Origin of the sequence: Rubripirellula tenax (genome assembly GCF_007860125.1) — a bacterium.
Taxonomy (GTDB): domain Bacteria; phylum Planctomycetota; class Planctomycetia; order Pirellulales; family Pirellulaceae; genus Rubripirellula; species Rubripirellula tenax.
Genome location: NZ_SJPW01000007.1, coordinates 580,896 through 602,525, shown reverse-complemented (window position 1 = coordinate 602,525; position 21,630 = coordinate 580,896). Strand labels below are relative to the sequence as shown.

Sequence of the window (21,630 nt, the reverse complement as noted above, 5' to 3'; positions counted from 1 at the left end):
GAACGTGGGAGTCAACCTATGGCGCGGTCTTGAAGGCTAATGAGGCGTCGATACGACCTTACGCACCCAAAGCTACCACGAACCATCAATTGGCCGCGTAAACTCGCGCCCTGGCGAGACGACACCCCAAGACGCTTAGACCGGTCGGTCCAAAGTTGGGTTGTTGCCCGACAAAAATCTCGTCTTGGCTTGCGTACTGAATTTGGTCGCGGCCGGGATTCAAGTAGCTGTGGTCGAGCCCAACGTGCAGCACTCGGCAGTCGCCACGATCAATCAACAAGGCCGTGATGCGTTCCGCCGTTCCGTAGCCGCCGTTGTCGCCGTAGACGTTACCAAAGTTGTCGGAAAGTGTTCGGAAACCTGACACGGCCCACGTCATTTGTTCGTCGACGGCGGTGTCGAATAGCATGATGCCGGTTTGGCGAAATGGTGCGAGTGCGAAGACCGTTGGACGTTCCAAGAACGGCAATTCGCGAATGCTGGTCAATTCAGACATGCCGAACGGCTGACGAAAACGTCCGATGCGGACGTTGCCGACCGGCGTATCTTTGATTTGGCCCCAGACGTCGACAAACCGAGCCTGCGCCTGAGCGAAATCGAACTCCATTTGGTACGACGCACGTTCGGTCAAATTGTCAACGGCTGCGATTCGCGCTCGTCGGAAACCTGTGCCATCTTGGATATCGCCAAGCGTCGCGACACTTGCATCGGATTGGTCAAAGTAGGCTGTGTCGAGCTGAAAAAATCCCGTGATTTTGAAGTCTGGATAGGACTTTTTCGTTTCAGGTACAGCGGGCGTAGACGCCATCGCTTGTCCGGCCACCAGATCATCAAGCTGTTGTTGCAAACGATTAAACTGCTCAATCGTTACAAGTTCCTGAACAGGATCGCCGGCATCGATCAGACCGCTGTCTTCGAGTGGTTCCACGTGCATCGGTTGGGCTGACACTACGGATGATTCCGCGGTGGACTGAGCAACCGCGTAGTTGCTACCCAGAACACATCCTGCCAACGCCAGACTGACTGCTTGCCAACGTTTCATCATTCCGTCTCTCGAATGCCCTGGTGGTCTCACGTGGCTGGTCCGATCTGAAACCAAAGTCCCACTCCGACTTTGTCGACTCGATCGGCGGTAGCACATCATCCGGCAGCTTTGATTAGATAACCCTGCCCCAATCGTTTCAACTTATTGAATGAAGGGAATGCAACGGATAGCAACTCCGATTTACAACGCGTCACCGTGGTCGGCGGACGAAGTCTGTCCTATGCGATCAAAATTTATTCGATTTCATCGCCGCGATCGCATCCAAAAGTTTTTTCCAATGACTCGTTTTCGGATACTGTTTTTCCAAATCCACCGCGATCTGAGCCTCCGCCATTGCGGTGCAGAATTCGCCTGACTTGGCCATCGCTACTGCTCGTTTCGCCGCACAGCGAGCCGTTTGTGAATCGGTCTCTACTTGGGTTAAGAACCGAGTCGCCTCTTCCCAATCGTTGGATTCCTCGCCCGACGTCGCCTCGGCCATCCAGCGTGCTTGATGCGACCGAACCCGGCTCAGATTCAAATGACGGGGCCCGAACTCGGTCTGCCAATGGCATCCAGTCCATTCGTTTTCGTTGGCTTGGTACAAGCTATCAAGCATTTCGTTTGTAATGGGTGAAGGCGTCAGTGGGATACCGTGTTCTGAAACGGGGAGCTTGGTGATTTGTATTGTTGGCAAGCAGGGCATTGCACTTCGTGTACCACTGAACCGTGGTCAGGACTACAATTTCATTTCCTGTTAGTACTTACCGAACGTTTTCGCCGGCCGACCACGATTCAGCCAGCTTGAGGCAATCGGGTAATGCGAACAGACCCGGCCGCTTACGCGTCGCGGTTAAAAAAATCGACGGACCACGGGCATCGACCTGACCCGTTTCCATTCCAATCACAAAACAATGATGGCGAAATCCGCCATCCAGACATGAGAAATCCGAGCCGCACCTATTGGCTTCCTAGCGTCATCGTTGTTGCCTTTGTGGCGGTTGCAGTCTTTGGAATCATCACCTACGTCAATACGCTTTCGATCCGCGAAAGCGAAGACAAGGTGGCGCAATCCTTCGCAATTCGCGAAGCCACAAGCCAGTTGTTGTCGGCCATGACAGACGCCGAGACGGGCCAGCGAGGATTCCTGCTGACCGGCGACGTCGAATTTTTGATTCCCTACCACGACGGTGTCGCGAAGGCCGAGGCGCGGTTCAGCGAACTGAACGTTCTGGCGGATGGAAACGGCGAATTGATCGAAAACGTCAAGCGATTGCGTGCTTCATTTGAAAAGCAGCACGCTCACTTGCAGGAAACGATCGAAATGCGTCGCCGCGAGCCGTCGTTGCGGGTTACCGATGAAGTGCTTGATTTGGTGAAATCGGGGCGAGGCAGGATAGCTATGGATGGAGCTCGATCGGTTGCCGAAACGATCGTGGCCAATCAAACCAAGGTTCTCAAGGCGACTCAAACGCACGCGAACTACCTGTCGAACCTATCGCAAACCACCATCACCGCTGGGCACGTGCTGGCACTCAGTTTGATCGTGGCGGCTGGGCTGGCCGCTCGGCATGACCGCAAGAAACGCGACGCTGCCGAAGTAGCGCTATTGGCCGAACAGTCCGAATTGGCGGCTGTTATCGATTCGGCATTTGAAGGGATTGTCACTCGAGATCAGAGTTTTCGGATCCGATTGATCAATCCCGCTGCAGCAAGAATTTTGGGTGTGAAAGTCGAACATACCGTTGGCCGATCGTTGTTGGACTTCGTTCCCAGCAATCGACACGATGGGGTTCGAACGTTTGCCGATGACTTTCAGTCGTCCAGCGAGCAAATGTTCGAATTCAACAATCATGTGATGGTTCGATCCGATGGGACTGAGTTCGCGGTATCGGGAAATTCGGTACGCACCAAGACCGCAACGGACGACTTGGTGACGGTCAAGTTCCGCGACATCAGTGACTTGAAAGACAGTCAGGCGAAACGCCGGGAGTATGCCGCGATCTTAGAACAGATCGAAGACGCAGTCTTGGTTTGCGAACTCGATGGGCGTGTTCGATCGTGTAACGACTCTGCGGAAAAACTTTTTGGTCATACCGAGTCCGAGATGATCGGCTTGCGTGCCGCTGAATTGTTATCCGCCGAAGACGAAGTCTGGCAGCAGGATAGCGAGACCATGATGCAAACGGGACGATCGACGTCCCAGCGATCGTGGGTTTCTCCACAGGGTCGCGAGTACGTGCTGGAACAACGCCGATCGCTGATTCGCGACGACGAGGGCGTTCCTGTCGGGAAGTTGTTGTTCTTGATCGACATTACCGATCGAATTCGTGAAGAAGCAAACGAGCGTCGCAATCAGCGACTCGAAAGTATCGGAACGTTGACCGGCGGAATCGCTCACGACCTTAACAATGTGCTGACGCCGATCGTGATGAGTGCGAAGTTGCTGCGACGCGGCAGCAAGTCGCCCGAGCGGTTGGTGGACAACATCATCACCAGCGCCGACCGTGGCGGACGCATGATCAAAAAGCTGCTTGCTTTTGCGGGCGGCAGCGATGGAGTGCGAAGTCGCGTAGATATCGGCGAAGTCCTGAGCGAGCTTCAAGAAATTCTCTGTCACACGCTGCAACAAACGATCGACGTGCATGTCAAAGTTCCGGCAAACTTGCGAAACATCGACGGTGACAGCACTGAACTTTCCCAAGTCATCATGAACCTTGCCGTCAATGCTCGCGATGCGATGCCCGATGGTGGTCGTTTGGAAATTGAAGCCGAGAACTTTGACGTGGATGAATCCCACGCCAACCGGACCATTGGATTGACCGCCGGTCCACATGTCTTGTTGACAGTCGCCGACAGCGGTCATGGCATCCCCAAGGAAATCATCGAACGTATTTTTGACCCGTTCTTTACGACCAAGGCTCAAGGCAAGGGGACGGGTTTGGGCTTGGCAACGACGCTCGGAATCATTCGTTCGTGTGGCGGTGACATTCAGGTTTTCAGCGAATTGGGCGCTGGAACGAAGTTTTCGATCTATCTGCCGTCGTCGAAACAATCGACCGAGATCGCTGATTCGGAACGGGATGATACCGTCAAAGCAGGGGACGGCGAAACGATCCTGATCGTTGACGATGAACGCTTGATTTTGGAAACCGCGAAAGAGACGCTCGAGGCGAATCAGTATCAGGTTCTTGTCGCCGGAAGCGGCACCGAAGGGATCGCGATTTATACAAGTCACGGTGGCAAGATTGATCTGGTGTTGCTTGATATGATGATGCCAGGAATGGACGGAATCGAGACCAAAGATGCGATTCGCCGCTTGAACGCATCGGCTCAGATCATCGCTAGCAGTGGTTTGCGTCGTCCGGCCCAAGAAGGTGGCAAGATGGATGACTTCAATGGATTCCTCGCGAAGCCTTACAACGATGAGCAGTTGCTGAGACTGGTTCAGAGCGTCCTTCACCAACCATCCAAGCCGTAGCGGAAGTCGGTAAGAACCGGACGCTCGCGTCTTCCAACTCCCGATAGTCCGGCTACGAAAGAGCTCGATAAATGACCCGCATCTTAGTCATCGACGACGAACCTTTGATCCTGGATGCCATCGAAATGGCGTTTCCGGACGACGAAGTCACGACTTGCGTGACGGCTGGGCAAGGCATCGATGCTTTTTTAAAATCTTTGCCCGACGTTGTGCTGTGCGACATTCGACTTCCGGACATGTCGGGGATGGAAGCGTTTGAAAAACTGCACCGCATCGACGCCAAGGTGCCCATCATTTTGATGACCGGACGTGGGACGGCACAAACCGCTATCGAAGCCATGCAACGCGGCGCGTTTGAATACGTTCTCAAGCCGTTGGACCCCGATACGCTGATCCCGTTGATCGAAGATGCGGCCGAAACAAGTCGCATGACGCGCATTCGCGCCATCGTGCCCGACGATTCGCAGGATGAAGTCTCGTTCGACGGCGACAACGATCTGTTGATTGGAAATTGTCCGGCGATGCAGGAAGTGTATCGCTCGATCGGTCGCGTTGCCCGCCAGAATGTGACGGCGCTGATTCTTGGCGAAAGCGGCACCGGCAAAGAAGTCATTGCTCGAGCAATCTATCAATACAGCCAGCGATCAGCGGGGCGTTTTCTTGCGATCAACTGTGCCGCGATTCCGGAAAATTTGCTCGAAAGTGAATTGTTCGGTCACGAAAAAGGCGCGTTCACGGGTGCCGAACGCAAGAAGGTCGGCAAGTTTGAATTGTGTAACGACGGCACATTGTTTCTTGACGAAATCGGTGACATGACGCCGCTGATGCAAACGAAGATTCTTCGAGTCTTGCAGGATCAAACGTTCGAGCGAGTCGGCGGCACCGGAACCATTCGCACCCATGCGAGGATCATTGCCGCGACCAATCGCAACTTGGAACAAGCGATCGAGGACAAAGAGTTCCGCAGCGACTTGTTCTATCGGTTGAATGTCTACAAGATCAAATTGCCGCCGCTAAGAGAACGTGGTGAGGACATCGCGTTGCTTGCGAACTACTTCCTAAGACGGTTCGCGAAAGAACTTGATAAGCAGGTAACCGGGTTTGCAGCCGAGGCGATCGATATCATCAACGCCTATGCGTGGCCCGGTAACGTTCGTGAATTGCAAAGTGCGGTCAAACATGCGTTGTTGGAAGCGACTGGGCCAGTGATTGTGCCCGCGTACTTGCCGGATTCGATTCGTGAAAAACAGTCGACTACGAAACGGGCGGAGTCCCAGAGTCAGGCGAGTTCGGCAAAGACTGGGTTCGACTTCGCCGCGATGACGCGCGAGCGATTGGCTGCGGGCAGCGACGACATCCACCGAGAGTTGATCAGTGTCGCCGAAAAGGAAATCTTTGCCGAAGTGCTCAAGCACACCGATGGCAACTTGACGCAAGCCGCGAAGCGACTTGGCATCACGCGAACAACACTGCGGTCGCGGCTTGAATTGTTTGACGTTCTATGAAAAGCGTTTCGGTTGTTAGGCTGAAATGCCTAGTCGACGCAGTTGGAACTGCAACGCTCATTTCGCTGGCGCATGTCTTTGTGAGTCACTACGGCGCGGTGACCAGATCCAATTTGAATTCACTCTTGATCTTTTCGGCGTCGAAGTTCTTTGGTGGATCGTAGTCTTGGTTCTCAAGAAGTTCGCCCACGGTAACGGATTCTCCCATCGACGAACCGGAATCGCCCACTTCGTCAGTTGCGGCCCAACGGATCGCGTTGACGACCAAGCGGCGGACGTCATCGTGTCCCCAATTCCAATGGTAGTGGCCGCCGGTGAATCCGAAGGCTCGGCCGCCCTCGGGGCGCTCGTACGTCCACGCAACGGTCTGCAATTCGCCTGCCGCGACACTTTTGCGAACCGACGGGTTGCCGCTGTGTTCGCCGTCGGGACGCCGCATCGTGTCTTCGGGGGCGACCGCGGCTAAGATCGGTGTGACTTTGCCTTGATCGCTGAACCTTAGGTGAAAGTACCATTCGTCATTGGTTGCGAACGGTTTAACGCCGCGTGTCACAGCGTGTTCGGGCATTGATTTGAAATCGCCGATCCAGTGTGGATTCACGCTGTAGTTGATTTCAAAGTGCCCGCCGAGCAATGCGACCAGCGCGTCGCCTGATGGGCCTTTCTCCATCTCGACGGCGTAGTGTAGGCACACCAGCCCGCATCCGTCGTTCATCTTGTCTCGCAATTTTTCAAGGTGCGGGATCGCCAAGTGGCGTTTGCCCCCGTCGCAGTAAATGACGATGGCATCGGCTTTCGCAACCAACGCTTCATCCTTGGGCCAACCGCGAACGACCGTTACTTCGACGTCTTCAGAACTGGCCTCGATCGATTCTTGCAGAACCTTCAGTCCCGCAAAGTGTTCGTGGGCGCCGTATCCGTGCGAAGGCGCCCCGGCCATCATCAATACGTGCTTGGGTTCGACGGAGTGGACCACGGGACAACATGCCGAAACGGTCGCAACGATGCCGAAGCACAACGCCAAAAGAGAACGAGCACGCATGGGAGGGGATTCTCGCGAAGAAGGAAGGATGCCAAGTGCAGCGGCAAATCACCGCTCATTGTACACCCTTCGCGTTTTCGCGTTGCCAGCGTTGGCAAGAGAATTCGGATTACAGAATATGGTTGAGCAATCGCCGATAAACCTCTGCCGCACCGGATGCCATTGCCAGATCCGAGAATTTTTGGGCATGGGTTTGAAATGCCGATTCGGACATCCTGTGCCAGTCCTGTCGCCCGGTGACGAGTTCTTCGATAGCGTCGGCCAGGCTTTCGGGGTCTTGTGGTTCGGCGAGTAAGCCTTCGACACCGTGCGTGACCGCCTCGGGCGTACCTTCGACGCGAGTCGCAATCACGGGCACCGCCGCCGCCATGGCTTCCAATACGACCATGGGCAACCCTTCACCAAACAGGCTGGGCAACACCATCGCGTCCAATTCCGCGAGCGCGGCGGGGACGTCTTTGGTGAATCCGAATCGCTCGATGCGGTCTTGGATCTCCAGTGCATCGATTTGCGACTGAATGCCGGCTTCGTAAACGGTTGTTTCAAACGGACCGATCACCCGCAGTGTCACGTCGTGGCCGCGTTCTTTCAGCTTTGCCAACGCATCGATCGCGACTTCCAGTCCCTTACGAGGACGCATCAACGCGATCATGCCGATCGTCCATCGGCCACCGACTGTGGGGAACACCGTTCTTGGCGGACGAACGGCCGGTACGCCGTTGTGAACGACCGTTACTTTTTCTTCGGCGACACCCTTGCGAATACAGTCCATTCGCAAGCTTTCGGAAACCGTAATCAAATGGGAACAGCTTCGTAGGGCTTGTCGCTCAATCCAAGCGTTGACTCGGTTTGCCATCGCGTTGGATGAGTCTCGCGACGCTGGCGAATGGACGTGGTAGATCCAAGGTAGCCCCGTCATGCGGGCGGCAATGGATGTGATCATGGCGGTGCGTGGCGTGTGCGCGTGCAACAGTTCATAGCCGTGTGCAATGACCAGTTCGCGAACTCGAGCTGCGGCGCGCAGATCGAAACGGTTCGTCATCGATGCGTCGTGACCGTCGCCCCAATCGGAACCCGGTTCTTTTAACATCGCCGCGAATTTGCCTGGCTTGACGCATGCAAAACCTGCACCGATGCCGAATTTCGGTAAACAGCGTCCTAGGTGCGACTGAACGCGTTCGGCGCCGGAAAAGTGTTCGCCATTGACGACATGCAGTACCTTCAGATCGATCGACGGCGTAAGCCCTGGTGGCTTGGTCGCCGGGATCACGATGACTGGGTTGACCGTGACGGGGCTCAAGCCGGCGGGTGCCAGAGAGGCCGAATCGACGGGCGCTGGGTTGGTATGTGAAAGCATGCGTGAGGTCAGCAAAAGGAGGGGCTTCGTCGGAGAAAACGACTTGCCAAAGTCTTGGTCGCTCCATCTGGCCACGCAGCGACCAAATCACGGGTAAGACTGCCGATCAGCCAAGGCGGGCAAGCTGTATTGGTCGTCCGGATTGTGCGGCCCGCGTCCGCGGCTACTTTTCTTGACATCGCTGGGCTAGATTGGGGGCGACGTACCGACATCCCCTTTCCGCTCCCCATCCCTTCCAATCCAAGAGCGACCGACGTTGAAAGCTCACTTTGTCCTGCTGCCCGGTGATGGCATCGGCCCCGAAATTGTCGAACAAGCTCGCACGGTCCTGGTTGCCGTTGCCGGTTTGTTCAACCACGAATTTTCTTTCGCATCCCACATCATTGGCGGCATCGCGATCGACACTTGCGGTGATCCTCTTCCGCCCGAAACGCTGGATGCCTGTCGTGCGGCCGACGCGATTCTGTTGGGGGCCGTGGGTGGTCCCAAATGGGACGATCCCTCGGCAAAGACACGGCCCGAAGCCGGGCTGTTGAAGATTCGCAGGGAACTTGGGTTGTTTGCCAACCTGCGCCCCATCAAGTTGTTCAAGGAATTGGTCGATGCATCGCCGTTGAAGCGAGAAATCATCGAAGGCACCGACATTCTGTTTCTAAGAGAATTGACCGGTGGCATTTACTTCGGCCCGTCCGGACGCACCGGCAGCGGCGCAACGGAATCGGCATTCCAGTCGATGGTTTACAGCGTTCCCGAAGTCGAACGCATCGTTCGTTTGGCTGCCAAGGCCGCCCAAGGCCGCGACGGTCGCTTGACCAGTGTCGATAAAGCGAACGTGCTGGAACCGAGCCGTTTGTGGCGGCAAGTTGCCGCGCGGGTGATGGCAGAAGAATTTCCGGACGTGAAGTACGACGTCGTCTTGGTGGATTCGATGGCGATGCACTTGATCAATCGGCCGAGAGACTTCGATGTGGTCGTGACCGGCAATATGTTCGGCGACATTCTGACCGACGAAGCATCGATGTTGCCTGGATCACTTGGCATGTTGCCCAGCGCATCGCTGGGCGACGGAGGCCCCGGTTTGTACGAGCCCATTCACGGCTCGGCGCCCGACATTGCCGGTAAGGGCATCGCCAATCCGTTGGCGACGATTCTGGCCGCTGCAATGATGCTGCGTCATTCGTGCAACATGCCGACCGAAGCCGACGCCATCGAAGCCGCCGTCGGTCGTGTTTTGGCGGACGGATTGAGGACCGCCGACATCGCTCGTGGTGTTGATTCGATCAGCACCACCGCCATGGGCGCCGCGGTCATCGAGCGATTGAGCGTTTGAAAATGGCATGGATCGTGGCCCAACTGGCAACGTCGCAGTGGAGCGACCCCCGGATCTACATCCTGTTGGCGGTGATCCTGGGGACGCTCGTGATTGCGTCGATCGTGGGTCTGATTCTTGCGCGCCGTGAGAAGATCGGTATCGAGTCGGCGATCGTTCGCCGTTTCAATCACAAGCTGCGAGTGTGGTGGATGATGGTCGCCATCTTCACCTTTGGTTTGTTGTTGGGGCGTATCGGTGTCGTGATGATGTTCGGGCTGGTGTCGTTTTGGGCACTGCGCGAATTCATCACGATGACGCCGACGCGGCGTGGCGACCACCGAACCTTGTTTTGGGTGTTCTTCATCTTCACGCCATTGCAATACGTTTTGATCGCGCTAGGCAGCACGCCCCCAGGATCGTTGGGCGGTCACAAAGGGATCGACTACTACGATTTCTACAGCATCATGATTCCCGTATACGCCAGCTTGTTCATTCCCGCGCGAGCGGCGATTGCGGGCGACTACAAACGGTTTTTGGAACGATGCGCCAAGATTCAGTTTGGCCTGCTGATTTGTGTCTATTCGCTCAGTTACGCGCCTGCCCTTTTGGACTTGAGATTGGTGCAGACCGACGGCACCGTTTGGAAGGGCAGCACGGCCAGCGTCCTGGTCTTTTTCGTGCTGATCGCTCAATTGGCTTCAGTATTCGAACGAGCATGGGGCAAGTTGGCCGGGCGTCATATGATCGCCGAACGCATCAATTCTTCGCGAACCTGGGAAGGCTTTGTCGGGTCGATGGTGACCACCGGATTGGTCGCGGCCGCACTGTATTGGGCAACGCCGTTTTATCCGTGGGAGGCGGGCATTCTGGGGGCCGTCGCCACGGTGATGGCCAGTGCGGGAACGATGACGATGAGCGCGATCAAACGCGACCGTGGCGTCACCGATACGGGGACGTTGGTGCAAGGGCACGCCGGTGTGCTCGACCAGATCGACAACATCTGTTTCGCCGCGCCTGTGTTTTACCACTTGACCCGTTTCTTTTGGTCAGCCTGATACCGATGACGTTGAACCTTTTTGACACACACGCGCACCTGAATTCCGATACGTTTGCCGACGGTGTCGACGATATCATCGATCGAGCACGTGCCGTCGGCGTCACGGGCATCGGAGTCATTGGGATCGATGTCGCGACCAGTCGCAGGGCTTGCGAGTTGGCGGCCCAGTATCCAGGGTACTTGTACGCCGTCGTCGGTATTCAACCCAATTCCGTTGCCGAGGCTGCCGACGGTGATTTTGCGATCATTGAAGAACTTGCCGGCTATCCGGGCGTTCGCGGTGTTGGTGAAACGGGGCTGGATTGCTATTGGGACGACACGCCGATCGCCGACCAGCACGAATACTTCGATCGCCACTTGCAATTGTGCCGCGAGACGAAACTGCCCGTTGTGATCCACATGCGTGAGAGCGGCGATCTGATTTACGAACAACTGGCTCGGCAATCGACCGTGCCGCCCGGAATCATGCACTCGTTCACCGGTTCGATGGCGTTGGCAGATCAATTTTTGACGTTGGATCTGCACATCAGCTTCGCCGGAATGGTAACGTTCAAAAAGAGCGAAGAACTGCGTGATGTTGCGCGACAAGTCCCCGAGGACCGCTTGCTGATCGAGACCGATTCGCCGTACCTGAGCCCCGAGCCGCTGCGAGGCAAGCGGCCCAACGAACCCGCGCGTGTCGAACACACGCTGCGGTGCTTAGCGGATGTCCGCGGTGTCACGGCCGAATACTTGGCGGGTGTCACCACCGAAAACGCCAAGCGACTTTTCCAGTTACCCTAAGCGAGGTCACCGGGGTCACCGGGGTCACCGGGGTCACCGGGGTCACCGGGGCACCCGTTTCCTAATACCTAAAACCTGTTCCCTAATACCTATTCCGGTTCCCATGCGCGTACTTTCTGGAATCCAGCCCACCGGCCGTCCCCACTGGGGCAACTTCTTTGGCGCCATTCGCCAGTACATTGACCTGCAAGAAGACAACGATGGGTTTTATTTCATCGCCGACCTGCACGCCTTAACGACGGTCCGTGACCCGGCCAGGCTTCGTGGGTTTGTGATCGATGCGGCGCTCGACCTGCTCGCGCTTGGACTGGATCCCGCGAAGGCGACGATGTTCGTCCAATCGCACGTTCCCGAGGTCAGCGAGCTGAATTGGATTCTGCTTTCGGGCGCACCGATGGGACTGCTCGAACGGTGTCACGCGTACAAAGAAAAGAAGGCGAAAGGATTAGTCGCCGACGCAGGTCTGTTCACGTACCCGGTGCTGATGTCGGCCGATATTTTGGCTTACGACGCGGAAATCGTGCCCGTCGGCGAAGACCAGGTTCAGCACATCGAAGTCTGTCGAGACTTGGCCGGCAGCTTCAATCACTTATTTGGTGAGACGTTCGTACTTCCCAAAGCCAAGACGCTCGAAAATGGGGCCAAGGTGCCTGGAACGGACGGGCAAAAGATGAGCAAGAGCTACGACAACACGCTGCCGTTGTTCTGTGACGAGAACCTGGACACCGTCAAGACGATCAGCAAGCAGATCATGCGGATCACGACGGATAGCCGTGCCATGGAAGATCCCAAGGATCCCGAAGGCGATCATCTTTTCGATCTGTACCGCTTGTTTGCCTCGGACGCTGACATCGAAGCGATGGCTGCGACGTACCGGCGTGGTGGCTTCGGGTATGGCGAAGTTAAGAAAGCGATCGCCGAAGCCAGCGAAGCGTTCTTTGCGCCGGCCCGCGAAAAACGCGCCGACCTCGAAAAGAACCTCGATTTCGTACACGATACGTTGCGGCAGGGTGCCGAGCGGGCCCGTAACGTCGCCGGCGATGTCTTGCAGCGCGCCCAAACCGCGTGTGGGTTAAGATAGGGTTGCTATGCCAATCCTCGGTACCGGAACGGAAATCGTCGAATGCGTTCGCATCGCCAAGATGATCGAAGCGCACGCCGAGCAATTTTTGGAGCGTGTTTATACCGCCAATGAAATCGCGTATTGCATTGGCGCGGCCAACGCGACGCAACACTTTGCTAAGCGTTGGGCGGCGAAAGAGGCCACGATGAAAGCGATGCGATGTCGTAACCAAGGTGTGCGCTGGACCGAAATCGAGATCGATGTCTGCCCCGGCGAGGGACCCACGATCGTCCTGGCCGGATCGGCAGCCCAGTGGGCCGAGCAAGTCGGGATCGAAAAGCTGCACGTTTCGTTGGGTGCCTGTCGGACCCACGCCACTGCGTATGTGTTGGCGACCGATGAACTTGAATGAACCCAAAGGGTGAACCCGCCCGACCGTGGGGTTAGTGAAATCGTCACGCGGGATCATCGATCCGAATGATCTGCCAAAATGGTTGAAGAGGTTCGGTGCGGCACGAGGCCATGTTGCGCAAGTCCATGCCTGGAAATGACTTGCAGCGGCATTTTTGTCTCTGGCACAGCGATTGCTCTTTGGCACGTTCACATCGCTTTCCCTGCCAAAGCTGCGCGGAATGGCGTTCTATCAAAACACTCACATCCCTTTCATCATCTAAAGAAGAAGGTACCCGGAGATGGCAACAGCCACGAAAAAACAGTCGAAGGTCCGTTTGCAACCAATGGGCGAGCGAATTGTCGTTCAACGCGTCGAAAGCGAAGAAACCACCGCCGGGGGCATCGTGCTTCCCGATTCCGCTCGTGAGAAGCCCGCTCGGGGAACCGTCGTTGCCATCGGCAGCGGCAAACTGCTCGACGACGGCACGCGTGCGGCCAGCCAATTGAAGTCTGGCGACATGGTGTTGTTCAGCAGCTATGCAGGTGAAACCGTCGAAATTGATGACGTCGAATACCTGTTGATGCGAGAAGACGACGTTTTGGCGGTTGTCGAGTAAGCCCATCCCCGTCCATTTACAAACCACTTTTTTTCACCGACGAGAATTACTCTCATGCCCAAAATCATTGCATTTGACCAGGAAGCTCGCGAAGCGATTCGCCGCGGCGTTTCGAAACTGGCTCGCACCGTCAAAGTCACGCTCGGACCGAAGGGTCGCAACGTCATCCTTCAAAAGAGTTTCGGTAGCCCGACCGTCACCAAAGACGGTGTGACCGTCGCCAAGGAAATCGAGCTCGACGACGTCTTTGAAAACATGGGCGCCCGCATGGTCCGCGAAGTCGCGTCGAAGACCAGCGACGTCGCCGGCGATGGTACGACCACCGCAACCGTGATGGCCGAAGCGATCTTCAACGAAGGCCTCAAGGCCGTTGTTGCGGGTGTTAACCCGATCCAGATGAAAACCGGCATCGAAATCGCCGTCGCTGACATCACCGAAAAGCTTCACAAGATGGCCACCAAGGTCAAAGACAAAGAAGCCATGGCGAATGTCGCCACGATTGCCGCCAACAATGACCGTGAAATTGGCGACTTGCTCGCCGATGCGATGAGCAAGGTTGGCAAAGACGGCGTCATCACCGTCGACGAAGGCAAGAGCCTGAAGACGGAACAAGAATGGGTCGAAGGCATGCAGTTCGACCGCGGCTATTTGTCGCCGTACTTCGTGACCGATTCGGCAGCCATGTCGGTCGTGTTGGAAGACGCCTACATCCTGGTTTTCGAAAAGAAGATCAGCAACATCAAGGATATGGTGCCACTGCTGGAAAAAGTCGTCCAACAAGGCAAGCCACTTCTGATCATCGCCGAAGACGTCGATGGCGAAGCGTTGGCGACTCTTGTCATCAACCGCCTTCGCGGCACCTTCACCGTTTGCGCAGTCAAGGCACCCGGTTACGGCGATCGTCGCAAGGCTATGATGGAAGACATCGCGATCTTGACCGGCGGCCAAGCGATCTTCGAAGCCCTGGGCACGAAGCTGGAAACCGTCGACTTGCCGATGCTCGGTCGCGCCAAGAAGATTATTGTCGATAAAGACAACACGACCATCATCGAAGGCTCGGGCAAGAGCACCGACATCAAGGCTCGGATCGACCAAATCCGCCGCGAAATCGAAAACAGCACCAGCGACTACGATCGCGAGAAGCTGGAAGAGCGATTGGCGAAGTTGGCCGGCGGTGTCGCGAAGGTGAACGTCGGTGCGGCAACCGAAAGCGAAATGAAGGAAAAGAAAGCTCGCGTCGAAGACGCCCTTCACGCCACACGTGCCGCTGTCGAAGAAGGCATTTTGCCAGGTGGTGGCGTCGCGTTGCTGCGTTCGTCTGCGTCGGTCAAGCCAGCGGACACGCTGACCGAAGACCAAATCGTCGGCTACAACATTGTTATCCGTGCGTGCCGCGCACCATTGAGCATGATCGCGGAAAATGCGGGCCAAGACGGCGGCATCGTTTGCGAGAAAGTGTTGGCCGGCAAAGGCAACGATGGCTACAACGCATTGACCGACGTCTACGAAGACATGGTCAAAGCTGGCGTCATCGACCCGACCAAGGTGACTCGCACGGCATTGGCCAATGCGGCTTCGGTTGCGACGTTGTTGCTGACCAGCGATGCGTTGGTTGCTGAGAAGCCGACGGGCAAGAAGGCCGGCACCGGCGGCGACCACGACATGTACTAAGAATCGGGTCGGCCTTCGCCGACCGATTCGATCAAACGCGTCAGGCAGAAATTCCTGACCTACGAAAAACGGCCGACAAATGTCGGCCGTTTTTTATTGGGGTACTAAGACAAGTGGCAACGGAGACTCACTTTGCGTTTTCCGCGTCGGACGTTTCGGGCTGCTCTTCTTTGATTTCAATTTCGAAATCTTCGACCGCCGCTGGCTCTGCTTCCTTTTCAGCGGGGGCGTTTTCTTCCGCCGCTTCGGCGTGCAATTTGGCAAGTTCCGGTTCGTCGAGTTCTTGATAGCAGGCCGCCAGCGCAACGTGAGCGTTTCTTGCCAAGTCGGGGACGGAGAGTGCACGTTCGAGATCGGGGACCGCTTCTTGGAATCGACCTAGGCGATACAGGATCTGGCCCCGCGTTTCAAAAAAGTGGGGCGTCGCTTGCGGAGTCTGGCTGATGGCTTGTTGCGAGATCTTCAGTGCTCGTTCCAAGTGGTCATTGCCTTTCATGGTCAAGGCAACCGCCAAGTTGTTCAAGATCGCGCCGCTCTGCGGCAACTCGGTCGCCGCCAACTGCAGCGATGTTTCCGCCCGTGCAATGTCGCCCTTGATCAAGGCCGCCGTCCCGCGAATGAAGTGAGCGATACCGGGGGAACTTCCTTGGACCAGTGCATTGCGAACGGCTAGCAACTGTTCGTCTTCTTCGTTCATCATTGCAAGCACTTGGTCGGCAACCAACGTCAAAACGCGCGGGCTGTTGGGTGCAAAACGAAGTGCTACTTGCAGCATCTTCAAAATACGCATTCGATCAGCATTGGTGACTGACGGTTGAGCTTGAATGAAATTGACCCAAGATACGATGCAATCGCCCATCGCCATCGACAAGCGGGCTTTGTCTTCGTCGGACTTTGCTCGCGTGATACCGCGTTCGAGCGTTCGTACGGCTTCGGCGTGGCGTTCCAGAAACAGTTGATTCTGTGCCACCGCGAGCGCGAGAACCGAATTGGTTGGATCTTCTTCGAACAATTTTTCAACCGAATCTAAGGTTCTCTTCGCCAATCGATCCGCCATCGCCGTGTTGCCTTGAACACGTGAAAGGGCGGCTGCTTGAAGTCCTCGCATCGGCTGGGTTCGAGCCAGGTCATCCAGCAACGGGATGGCTTTGGAATAGTCCATCGAAGCGATCAAATAGTCAGCGTACATCTGTTTGATCGAGACATCATCGGGTGCCTCTTTGTAAATCAACGCCAGCAGGCTTCCGAACTCGGCTTTTTCTTCTTCGCTAAGATTGGCCCAGTCTTTCCCGATGTATTTGTTCTGCAACAACCATCGCGCCGCGGGATCATGTCGCTTCACCGCGACTAAGTCTCGCATCAAACTGGATGCGGTTTCCTTCTCGTTCAATGCGTCCTTGGTCAACCCAAGGCGGAACAACAACTGCGGATCATTGGGGGCTTTGCGGATCTTGCGATTCAATACGAGTTCCGCAGTTCCAAAGTCGTCGCGTTCGAACGCAGATTGAAGTTGGCGGTCAAGCAATCGCCCGCGCCAATCCGAAGTTTCCGACTGAGCCGCGATCGCGCAAAGGAACATCACGCCGACCACGATGATGGCAAGTGCGCCCTTGGGCAAATCGCGAAGCGGCAGCGACAAAAACCAATTCGAAACAAACTGGCTGGCCCAACGCATCCACTTGATGGGGTTCAAATACTCGCTCATTGCGACGCCTCCGTTGTCATAAATGTGTCGGATTTCTTGGGTCCGCGAAGTTTGGCAGACAACGCATCGCGATACTTGACGAACGCAACGCGCAGTTCACGTAAATCTGACGGTGACAACCGATCGGCCGATACGACCCACATCTGAATCATCGCAACCGCTTCAAGGTTGTCTGCGCTTAAACCCATCCGCCGCCGAAGTCGTTTTCCGAAGGATTCAAATGCGGTGGGTGCTCCACCGATCAGGCCGGCCGAATCGACGGACGAAAAGAATAGGTAACTTTGCAACTCTTCGGGCTCTGTTTGACGTAGGCGAGCGTACACAAACGGCATCGCCAAATGTGTAGGATCGTCTTCTTCGATGGCGAAGCCGTCCTCCGTCACATCGATGGTGTCGCGGTCAAGAATTTCCCAACCGAGTTGCTTGTATCCATTCGACAGTTCCCACCAACCGACCAACGGTTGGGTTATCTGGATTTTCACGCTGGATTTGCCGTAGGTGCCCTCCCACGTATCACTTCGCATCGAGCCGCCCTGGAAAGCTTCCGACAAAACAAAATCATGAGATTCGATTTTCGTCGACACACCTTCAACCGAAGTGAAAAGGCTTTCGTCCGGTATCAACAGTGGTTCGGTAGCCAACACACTCTCGTCCGTCGACGGGGATGCGCGAAAGGCCTGGAATGTGGACAACGACGCCAAGACCAAGCCGGATGCCACGATCGCAACCCAAGCTGACTTTGACATCAACGTCCTTTCGCCGTCACGTTCGCGAGATTGGAACCGAGACATTTCTTCGAACGCACGATTCTCGTTCATGTACGAAGACTGATTCCACACGTAGATCAGTGGGTTCACGCCGGCTTCACGGTTCGGTTCGATAAAGTGAAAGAAGGCCGTGATTAGAAAATGGAACGAGTACAAAACGGCAAACGCTAACGCGGTGGTTACCGCGGTAACGGCTGCGGCTCTCCAGCCTTCTGTGATTTCGATCTCCAAAGATTGGATCGCAAAAACGTGCACCACGATACGAACCGAATTGATTGCGATTGTCGTCATGACGGCCGCAATGGCGTACGCAGGCACCAGCCAGAGGCTCACCCGTTTCCACGCCATCATCGCGAATGCGAGAAACAGAATGGCGTAGACAGAAATGAAGCCTGCATTGACATCACTGGTCAAAATTTCCAATTCGAAAAGCTGGATCGCATTTCCGTTGATCGAGTGAGGGATTTCTAGAAAATCCAAAAAGATGCTCGAATACCACGCGGTTTGCCGATGCACCCACCCGGTGACGAAGGCATCGAGCTGAAACGGCGGCTTCAAGATCGACAGTAGCGGCGCGGTCAAATAGACAAGCGATTTTCGCAACTTTCCCGGAACGTGACTCAGGAACGAACCCGCGATCAAGACAAATCCGACTACCGAAAACCATGGGTAGGACAGCACCACGGCCAATGCAACGGACACCATCGCCACGATGATCGGAAACCAGCCCTTGGCCGTCTGCGGGCGACGGATCGCTCCGTCGGCACGAAGGAAATACAGACCAACCGGAAGCAGAAAGGCAAGCGGCACGTATGCAAACTCGCTCGCGCCCGCGAACCCGTACAAATAGACCAGCAAAAATGGCAACGTCGGCAGCAGGCAAACTAGCCAAAACATCGCTCCACCGTCGCGGCCATTCAAAAAAGATTGAGGGCGTGCACCGTGAAGGTCATCAAGTTGGCGATTGATCGCCGCCAAGGATTCATCCGAAGACATTCGTCTGAGCTTCGTAAAGGGGAAAAATCAAGTGAACGATCAAGACCGTTCACAAATCAATCAAGGTAAAAAAAACGAGGCCGCAATATTACGGCCCCGATATGGTATCGAATCGATCCGGTGTGACCGCTGAGATTTTGGCGGTCAGCAGGGCTTGCTACGAGTCCAGATGATCATCGTGTCCTTCGTAGCCCATCGCGGTTTGAGTCGCTTGCGCGGCCGCAGGAGCTGTACGCGATCCCCTGCCCGAAATGATAAGCGGCTGAGACTGCTTTTGGGACTTCCCGGCCTTGCCCGATCGATAGTAGCGACTGGTGTGGCGACCGTAGCGATAGTATCCGTAGCCGCGGTATCCATCGCTCGATCCGGCTTCGTCCGAGTTATTGATGACGATGCCCAGGATCCGAGCATGAACTGAACGCAGAATACTGAGCGATTCTTTCGCGTTGTGACGGCTCTTGCGGCGAATCCGCAGTGCCACAACCACTCCATCGACCAAGCTGGCCGTGATGCTAGGGTCGGTCACGACCAAAAGTGGCGGTGTATCCAAAAGGATGTAATCAAATTTCTCTCGCAGCATTTCCATCATGTTGCCCATTTCGGGCAACGTCAACGCTTCGGCCGGGTTTGCCGGGATCGCACCGCTTGGCATCACGAACAAGTTTCGAAGCGGCGTGGCGTGACAGGCGTCAAGCGGTTCGCATTCACAATTGAGGACATGCGTCAATCCGCGCTGATCCGCCATATCAAAGTTGTCTGTCAATTGAGGCCGGCGAAGGTCACAATCGATAACCAATGTCCGCTTACCGCTTTGGGCGATCGAGCAGGCCAGGTTTCCGGCAATGGTACTCTTCCCGTCACCGGGCAACGGGCTGGTAACTTGGATGACCTTGCCACCGGAACCTGCCAGTTCAAAGAACACCGAAGTACGGCACGAGCGAATCGCCTCGGCGGGAATCGATGCTGGCATGTGAACGACCGCCAACGACCCGTCGAATTTCTCGTACGGGTTCATGTCTCCCTTGATGCTCTTTTTCACCTTGCCTTTAAAGAAGGGGATGTGAGTGAGGACTGGGACGCCCAAAATGTCGGCAATTTCGTCGGGATCGCGGAACGTATTGGCATTTTTCTCAAGCAAGATCGCCAAGCCACAACCGAGCAGGATGCCCAAAATGCTTCCCGCACCAACAGTCTTGATCAAACTTGGTCCGACTTTGTACGCCAGCGAAGGAGCCGTCAATTCGATCACTCGCGTGCCTCGTTCGTCTTCGACCAGATTGACGCGAGCCATTTGTTCTTCGAGTTGGTCGAGCAACTCGCGAGTCCGTTCGATCTCGCGAAGTTGTGCGTGATTTTCCTGTTCGAATTGGGCCAACTTGGCGGCCGATTGTCGCTCAACCGCAATCTGTTCGTCTAACTCTCGGACTTGCGAATTCAACAGTTCAACCTGTGCTTTCGATGCCAGGACTACGGCGCTCACGGCCTCGACGGCGCGCTCCCTTGGATCGGCTAAGGTTTCGCTCATCAGTTCCATCACGCGAGACGTTTTCGCTTCAACCAGTTTCTTGAGTTCGCTTCGCATCGTCTCAAGCTGCGAATCAAGCACTTTGACCGAGGGGTGACTTGGTCCGTATTCGGCTTCGAACTTGTTTCGTTCGATCATCAACGGCACCAATTCTTGGGCCAGGTTGTTTTTCGCTAGCTCGGCGTCGCCTTGCTGCAGGTCTTCCAGGCGTCCTTGCGTGCTGGGCATCGAAAAACTCTTGCCCAATAATTCGCCAATGATATTGAGCGCCAGAAGCGGATCCGACTTGGACTCGCGAATGATCGATTCGAGCGCCGCGACCTCGACAGCTTTCTCGCGTAGTTTTTCGACGACTTCACTGCGACGACCGACGAGGAAAAGTTGCCGTTCCCGGTGCGGGTTGATAGCGATTCCTTCGGAATCCCAAGCCAAAGGTGCGTCGCGACGAAATTCGCGGTAACGTGCTTCCAAGTCCAGCATTTTCGGGTGGAGTTGCTCCATTCCCTTGGCGATCAAGTTGATCAAGTCGCCACGATTGCTCTTATAGTTTTCGTTGTAGTAAGCCTGAAGCGATTCGCTAAACGATTGCACAACGGGTTGGCACAACTCTTCGACATCGCTTTCGAAGTGCAGCAATGCAACCACCGACTGGGCGGTGCGAAGGTCATCCACCTCGGGTTCGAGTTCGAGTGATTTGATCGCAACTTCATTGAACTCGCGAAGGTTGCTTTCGAACTCAACTTGGAACGGGCGCATCCGTTCGTTGCCGAATGCGGTTGCCATCACTCGATCGCTAAACAGTTGCGACTCGACGATGTCCAGTCCTGGAACGCCACCGACCACGTCGCCACTCTTCGATTCCAAGACTGCTTGGTTATCGGACTCGATCATCAAGCGAGTCGTGCTGCGATAGGTTTCCGGCAATTGCAAGTAAATTAGCAGGCCACATACGGCACCGACGACAACCGGAATCGCGACCGCCCATCGATATCGCCAGACGGCATCGGCGATGTTGACGGCCTTGTCTTCGGCTTCCGAAGGGGCTGCAAAAGCGCCACTCGGATCAGAAAATCGTGGCTCGGTAAGCTGTTGCACTTTCATCCGGAAGATTCTGCGGGGTAAAAGTTGGTGGGGATGGTTGGCATGAAACTTACTTTCCCTGCCCTGTCCGAAGTGCGGTCGACCGGCGAAAAGGTGCACTACCTTCTCAGGCCAACCACGCCGACAAGCGAGGAACGTAGAGAACGCCTCTAGTCTAACGTGATAGCGTCGAAAACAAGCTCAAATTGCGGCGACTAGCAAGCGCCAAGGCAATAGTAAGAGCAATCTTCG

The 21,630-nt window shown here is 55.7% G+C and carries 16 protein-coding genes; 9 read left to right on the top strand and 7 right to left on the bottom strand.

The window, feature by feature from the left end:
• Nucleotides 1–85 precede the first annotated feature (85 nt).
• Both Poly51_RS25795 and Poly51_RS25790 read right to left on the bottom strand, forming a co-directional pair.
• Nucleotides 86–1,042, bottom strand: a complete 957-nt coding sequence (locus Poly51_RS25795; RefSeq protein WP_186775809.1) for a porin — start codon at nucleotides 1,040–1,042, stop codon at nucleotides 86–88.
• 229 nt (nucleotides 1,043–1,271) lie between these two features.
• Nucleotides 1,272–1,643, bottom strand: coding sequence for a hypothetical protein (locus Poly51_RS25790; protein WP_146461524.1), 372 nt, complete (start codon nucleotides 1,641–1,643; stop codon nucleotides 1,272–1,274).
• 321 nt (nucleotides 1,644–1,964) lie between these two features.
• Here Poly51_RS25790 and Poly51_RS25785 point away from each other — a divergent pair, with 321 nt between their 5' ends.
• Nucleotides 1,965–4,505: a PAS domain S-box protein gene (locus tag Poly51_RS25785; protein ID WP_186775808.1), complete on the top strand. Its 2,541-nt coding sequence runs from the start codon at nucleotides 1,965–1,967 to the stop codon at nucleotides 4,503–4,505.
• 71 nt (nucleotides 4,506–4,576) lie between these two features.
• Nucleotides 4,577–6,010 carry a sigma-54-dependent transcriptional regulator gene (locus tag Poly51_RS25780; RefSeq protein ID WP_146461520.1) on the top strand — a complete coding sequence of 478 codons (1,434 nt, stop codon included), beginning with the start codon at nucleotides 4,577–4,579 and terminating at the stop codon, nucleotides 6,008–6,010.
• Nucleotides 6,011–6,098: 88 nt separating this feature from the next.
• Here the strand turns inward: Poly51_RS25780 and Poly51_RS25775 are convergent, their stop codons facing one another.
• Both Poly51_RS25775 and Poly51_RS25770 read right to left on the bottom strand, forming a co-directional pair.
• On the bottom strand, nucleotides 6,099–7,052 hold the full coding sequence (locus Poly51_RS25775) for a ThuA domain-containing protein (protein ID WP_146461517.1): 954 nt from the start codon (nucleotides 7,050–7,052) through the stop codon (nucleotides 6,099–6,101).
• Between the two features lie 109 nt (nucleotides 7,053–7,161).
• Nucleotides 7,162–8,409 (bottom strand): glycosyltransferase family 4 protein, encoded by a 1,248-nt coding sequence (locus Poly51_RS25770; RefSeq protein ID WP_146461515.1) that lies wholly within the window; start codon nucleotides 8,407–8,409, stop codon nucleotides 7,162–7,164.
• 256 nt (nucleotides 8,410–8,665) lie between these two features.
• Between Poly51_RS25770 and leuB the strand changes: the two genes are divergently transcribed.
• The 7 genes from leuB to groL all read left to right on the top strand — a co-directional run bounded on the left by leuB (nucleotide 8,666) and on the right by groL (nucleotide 15,305).
• Entirely contained in the window at nucleotides 8,666–9,739 is a 1,074-nt protein-coding gene (gene leuB, locus Poly51_RS25765; RefSeq protein WP_146461513.1) for a 3-isopropylmalate dehydrogenase, read from the top strand.
• Between the two features lie 2 nt (nucleotides 9,740–9,741).
• The gene (locus tag Poly51_RS25760; protein WP_146461511.1) at nucleotides 9,742–10,776 is read left to right on the top strand and encodes a phosphatidate cytidylyltransferase; all 1,035 of its coding nucleotides are present in this window, start codon (nucleotides 9,742–9,744) and stop codon (nucleotides 10,774–10,776) included.
• A gap of 5 nt (nucleotides 10,777–10,781) precedes the next feature.
• A complete protein-coding gene (locus Poly51_RS25755) occupies nucleotides 10,782–11,561 on the top strand; it encodes a TatD family hydrolase (protein WP_146461509.1) in 780 nt (259 codons plus the stop codon).
• Between the two features lie 103 nt (nucleotides 11,562–11,664).
• On the top strand, nucleotides 11,665–12,642 hold the full coding sequence (gene trpS / locus Poly51_RS25750) for a tryptophan--tRNA ligase (RefSeq protein WP_146461507.1): 978 nt from the start codon (nucleotides 11,665–11,667) through the stop codon (nucleotides 12,640–12,642).
• A gap of 7 nt (nucleotides 12,643–12,649) precedes the next feature.
• Nucleotides 12,650–13,036, top strand: a complete 387-nt coding sequence (acpS, locus tag Poly51_RS25745; RefSeq protein ID WP_146461505.1) for a holo-ACP synthase — start codon at nucleotides 12,650–12,652, stop codon at nucleotides 13,034–13,036.
• 280 nt (nucleotides 13,037–13,316) lie between these two features.
• Nucleotides 13,317–13,634 carry a co-chaperone GroES gene (gene groES, locus Poly51_RS25740; protein WP_146461503.1) on the top strand — a complete coding sequence of 106 codons (318 nt, stop codon included), beginning with the start codon at nucleotides 13,317–13,319 and terminating at the stop codon, nucleotides 13,632–13,634.
• Between the two features lie 54 nt (nucleotides 13,635–13,688).
• Entirely contained in the window at nucleotides 13,689–15,305 is a 1,617-nt protein-coding gene (gene groL / locus Poly51_RS25735) for a chaperonin GroEL (RefSeq protein ID WP_146461502.1), read from the top strand.
• Nucleotides 15,306–15,432: 127 nt separating this feature from the next.
• Here the strand turns inward: groL and Poly51_RS25730 are convergent, their stop codons facing one another.
• The 3 genes from Poly51_RS25730 to Poly51_RS25720 form a co-directional block, all read right to left on the bottom strand.
• Nucleotides 15,433–17,010: a tetratricopeptide repeat protein gene (locus Poly51_RS25730; protein ID WP_146461499.1), complete on the bottom strand. Its 1,578-nt coding sequence runs from the start codon at nucleotides 17,008–17,010 to the stop codon at nucleotides 15,433–15,435.
• Nucleotides 17,007–18,773 (bottom strand): exosortase U, encoded by a 1,767-nt coding sequence (gene xrtU, locus Poly51_RS25725; protein ID WP_146461497.1) that lies wholly within the window; start codon nucleotides 18,771–18,773, stop codon nucleotides 17,007–17,009. Before xrtU ends, Poly51_RS25730 begins: the two co-directional genes overlap by 4 nt.
• Before the next feature lie 157 nt (nucleotides 18,774–18,930).
• Nucleotides 18,931–21,399, bottom strand: coding sequence for a polysaccharide biosynthesis tyrosine autokinase (locus Poly51_RS25720; protein ID WP_146461495.1), 2,469 nt, complete (start codon nucleotides 21,397–21,399; stop codon nucleotides 18,931–18,933).
• Between the last annotated feature and the right edge of the window lie 231 nt (nucleotides 21,400–21,630).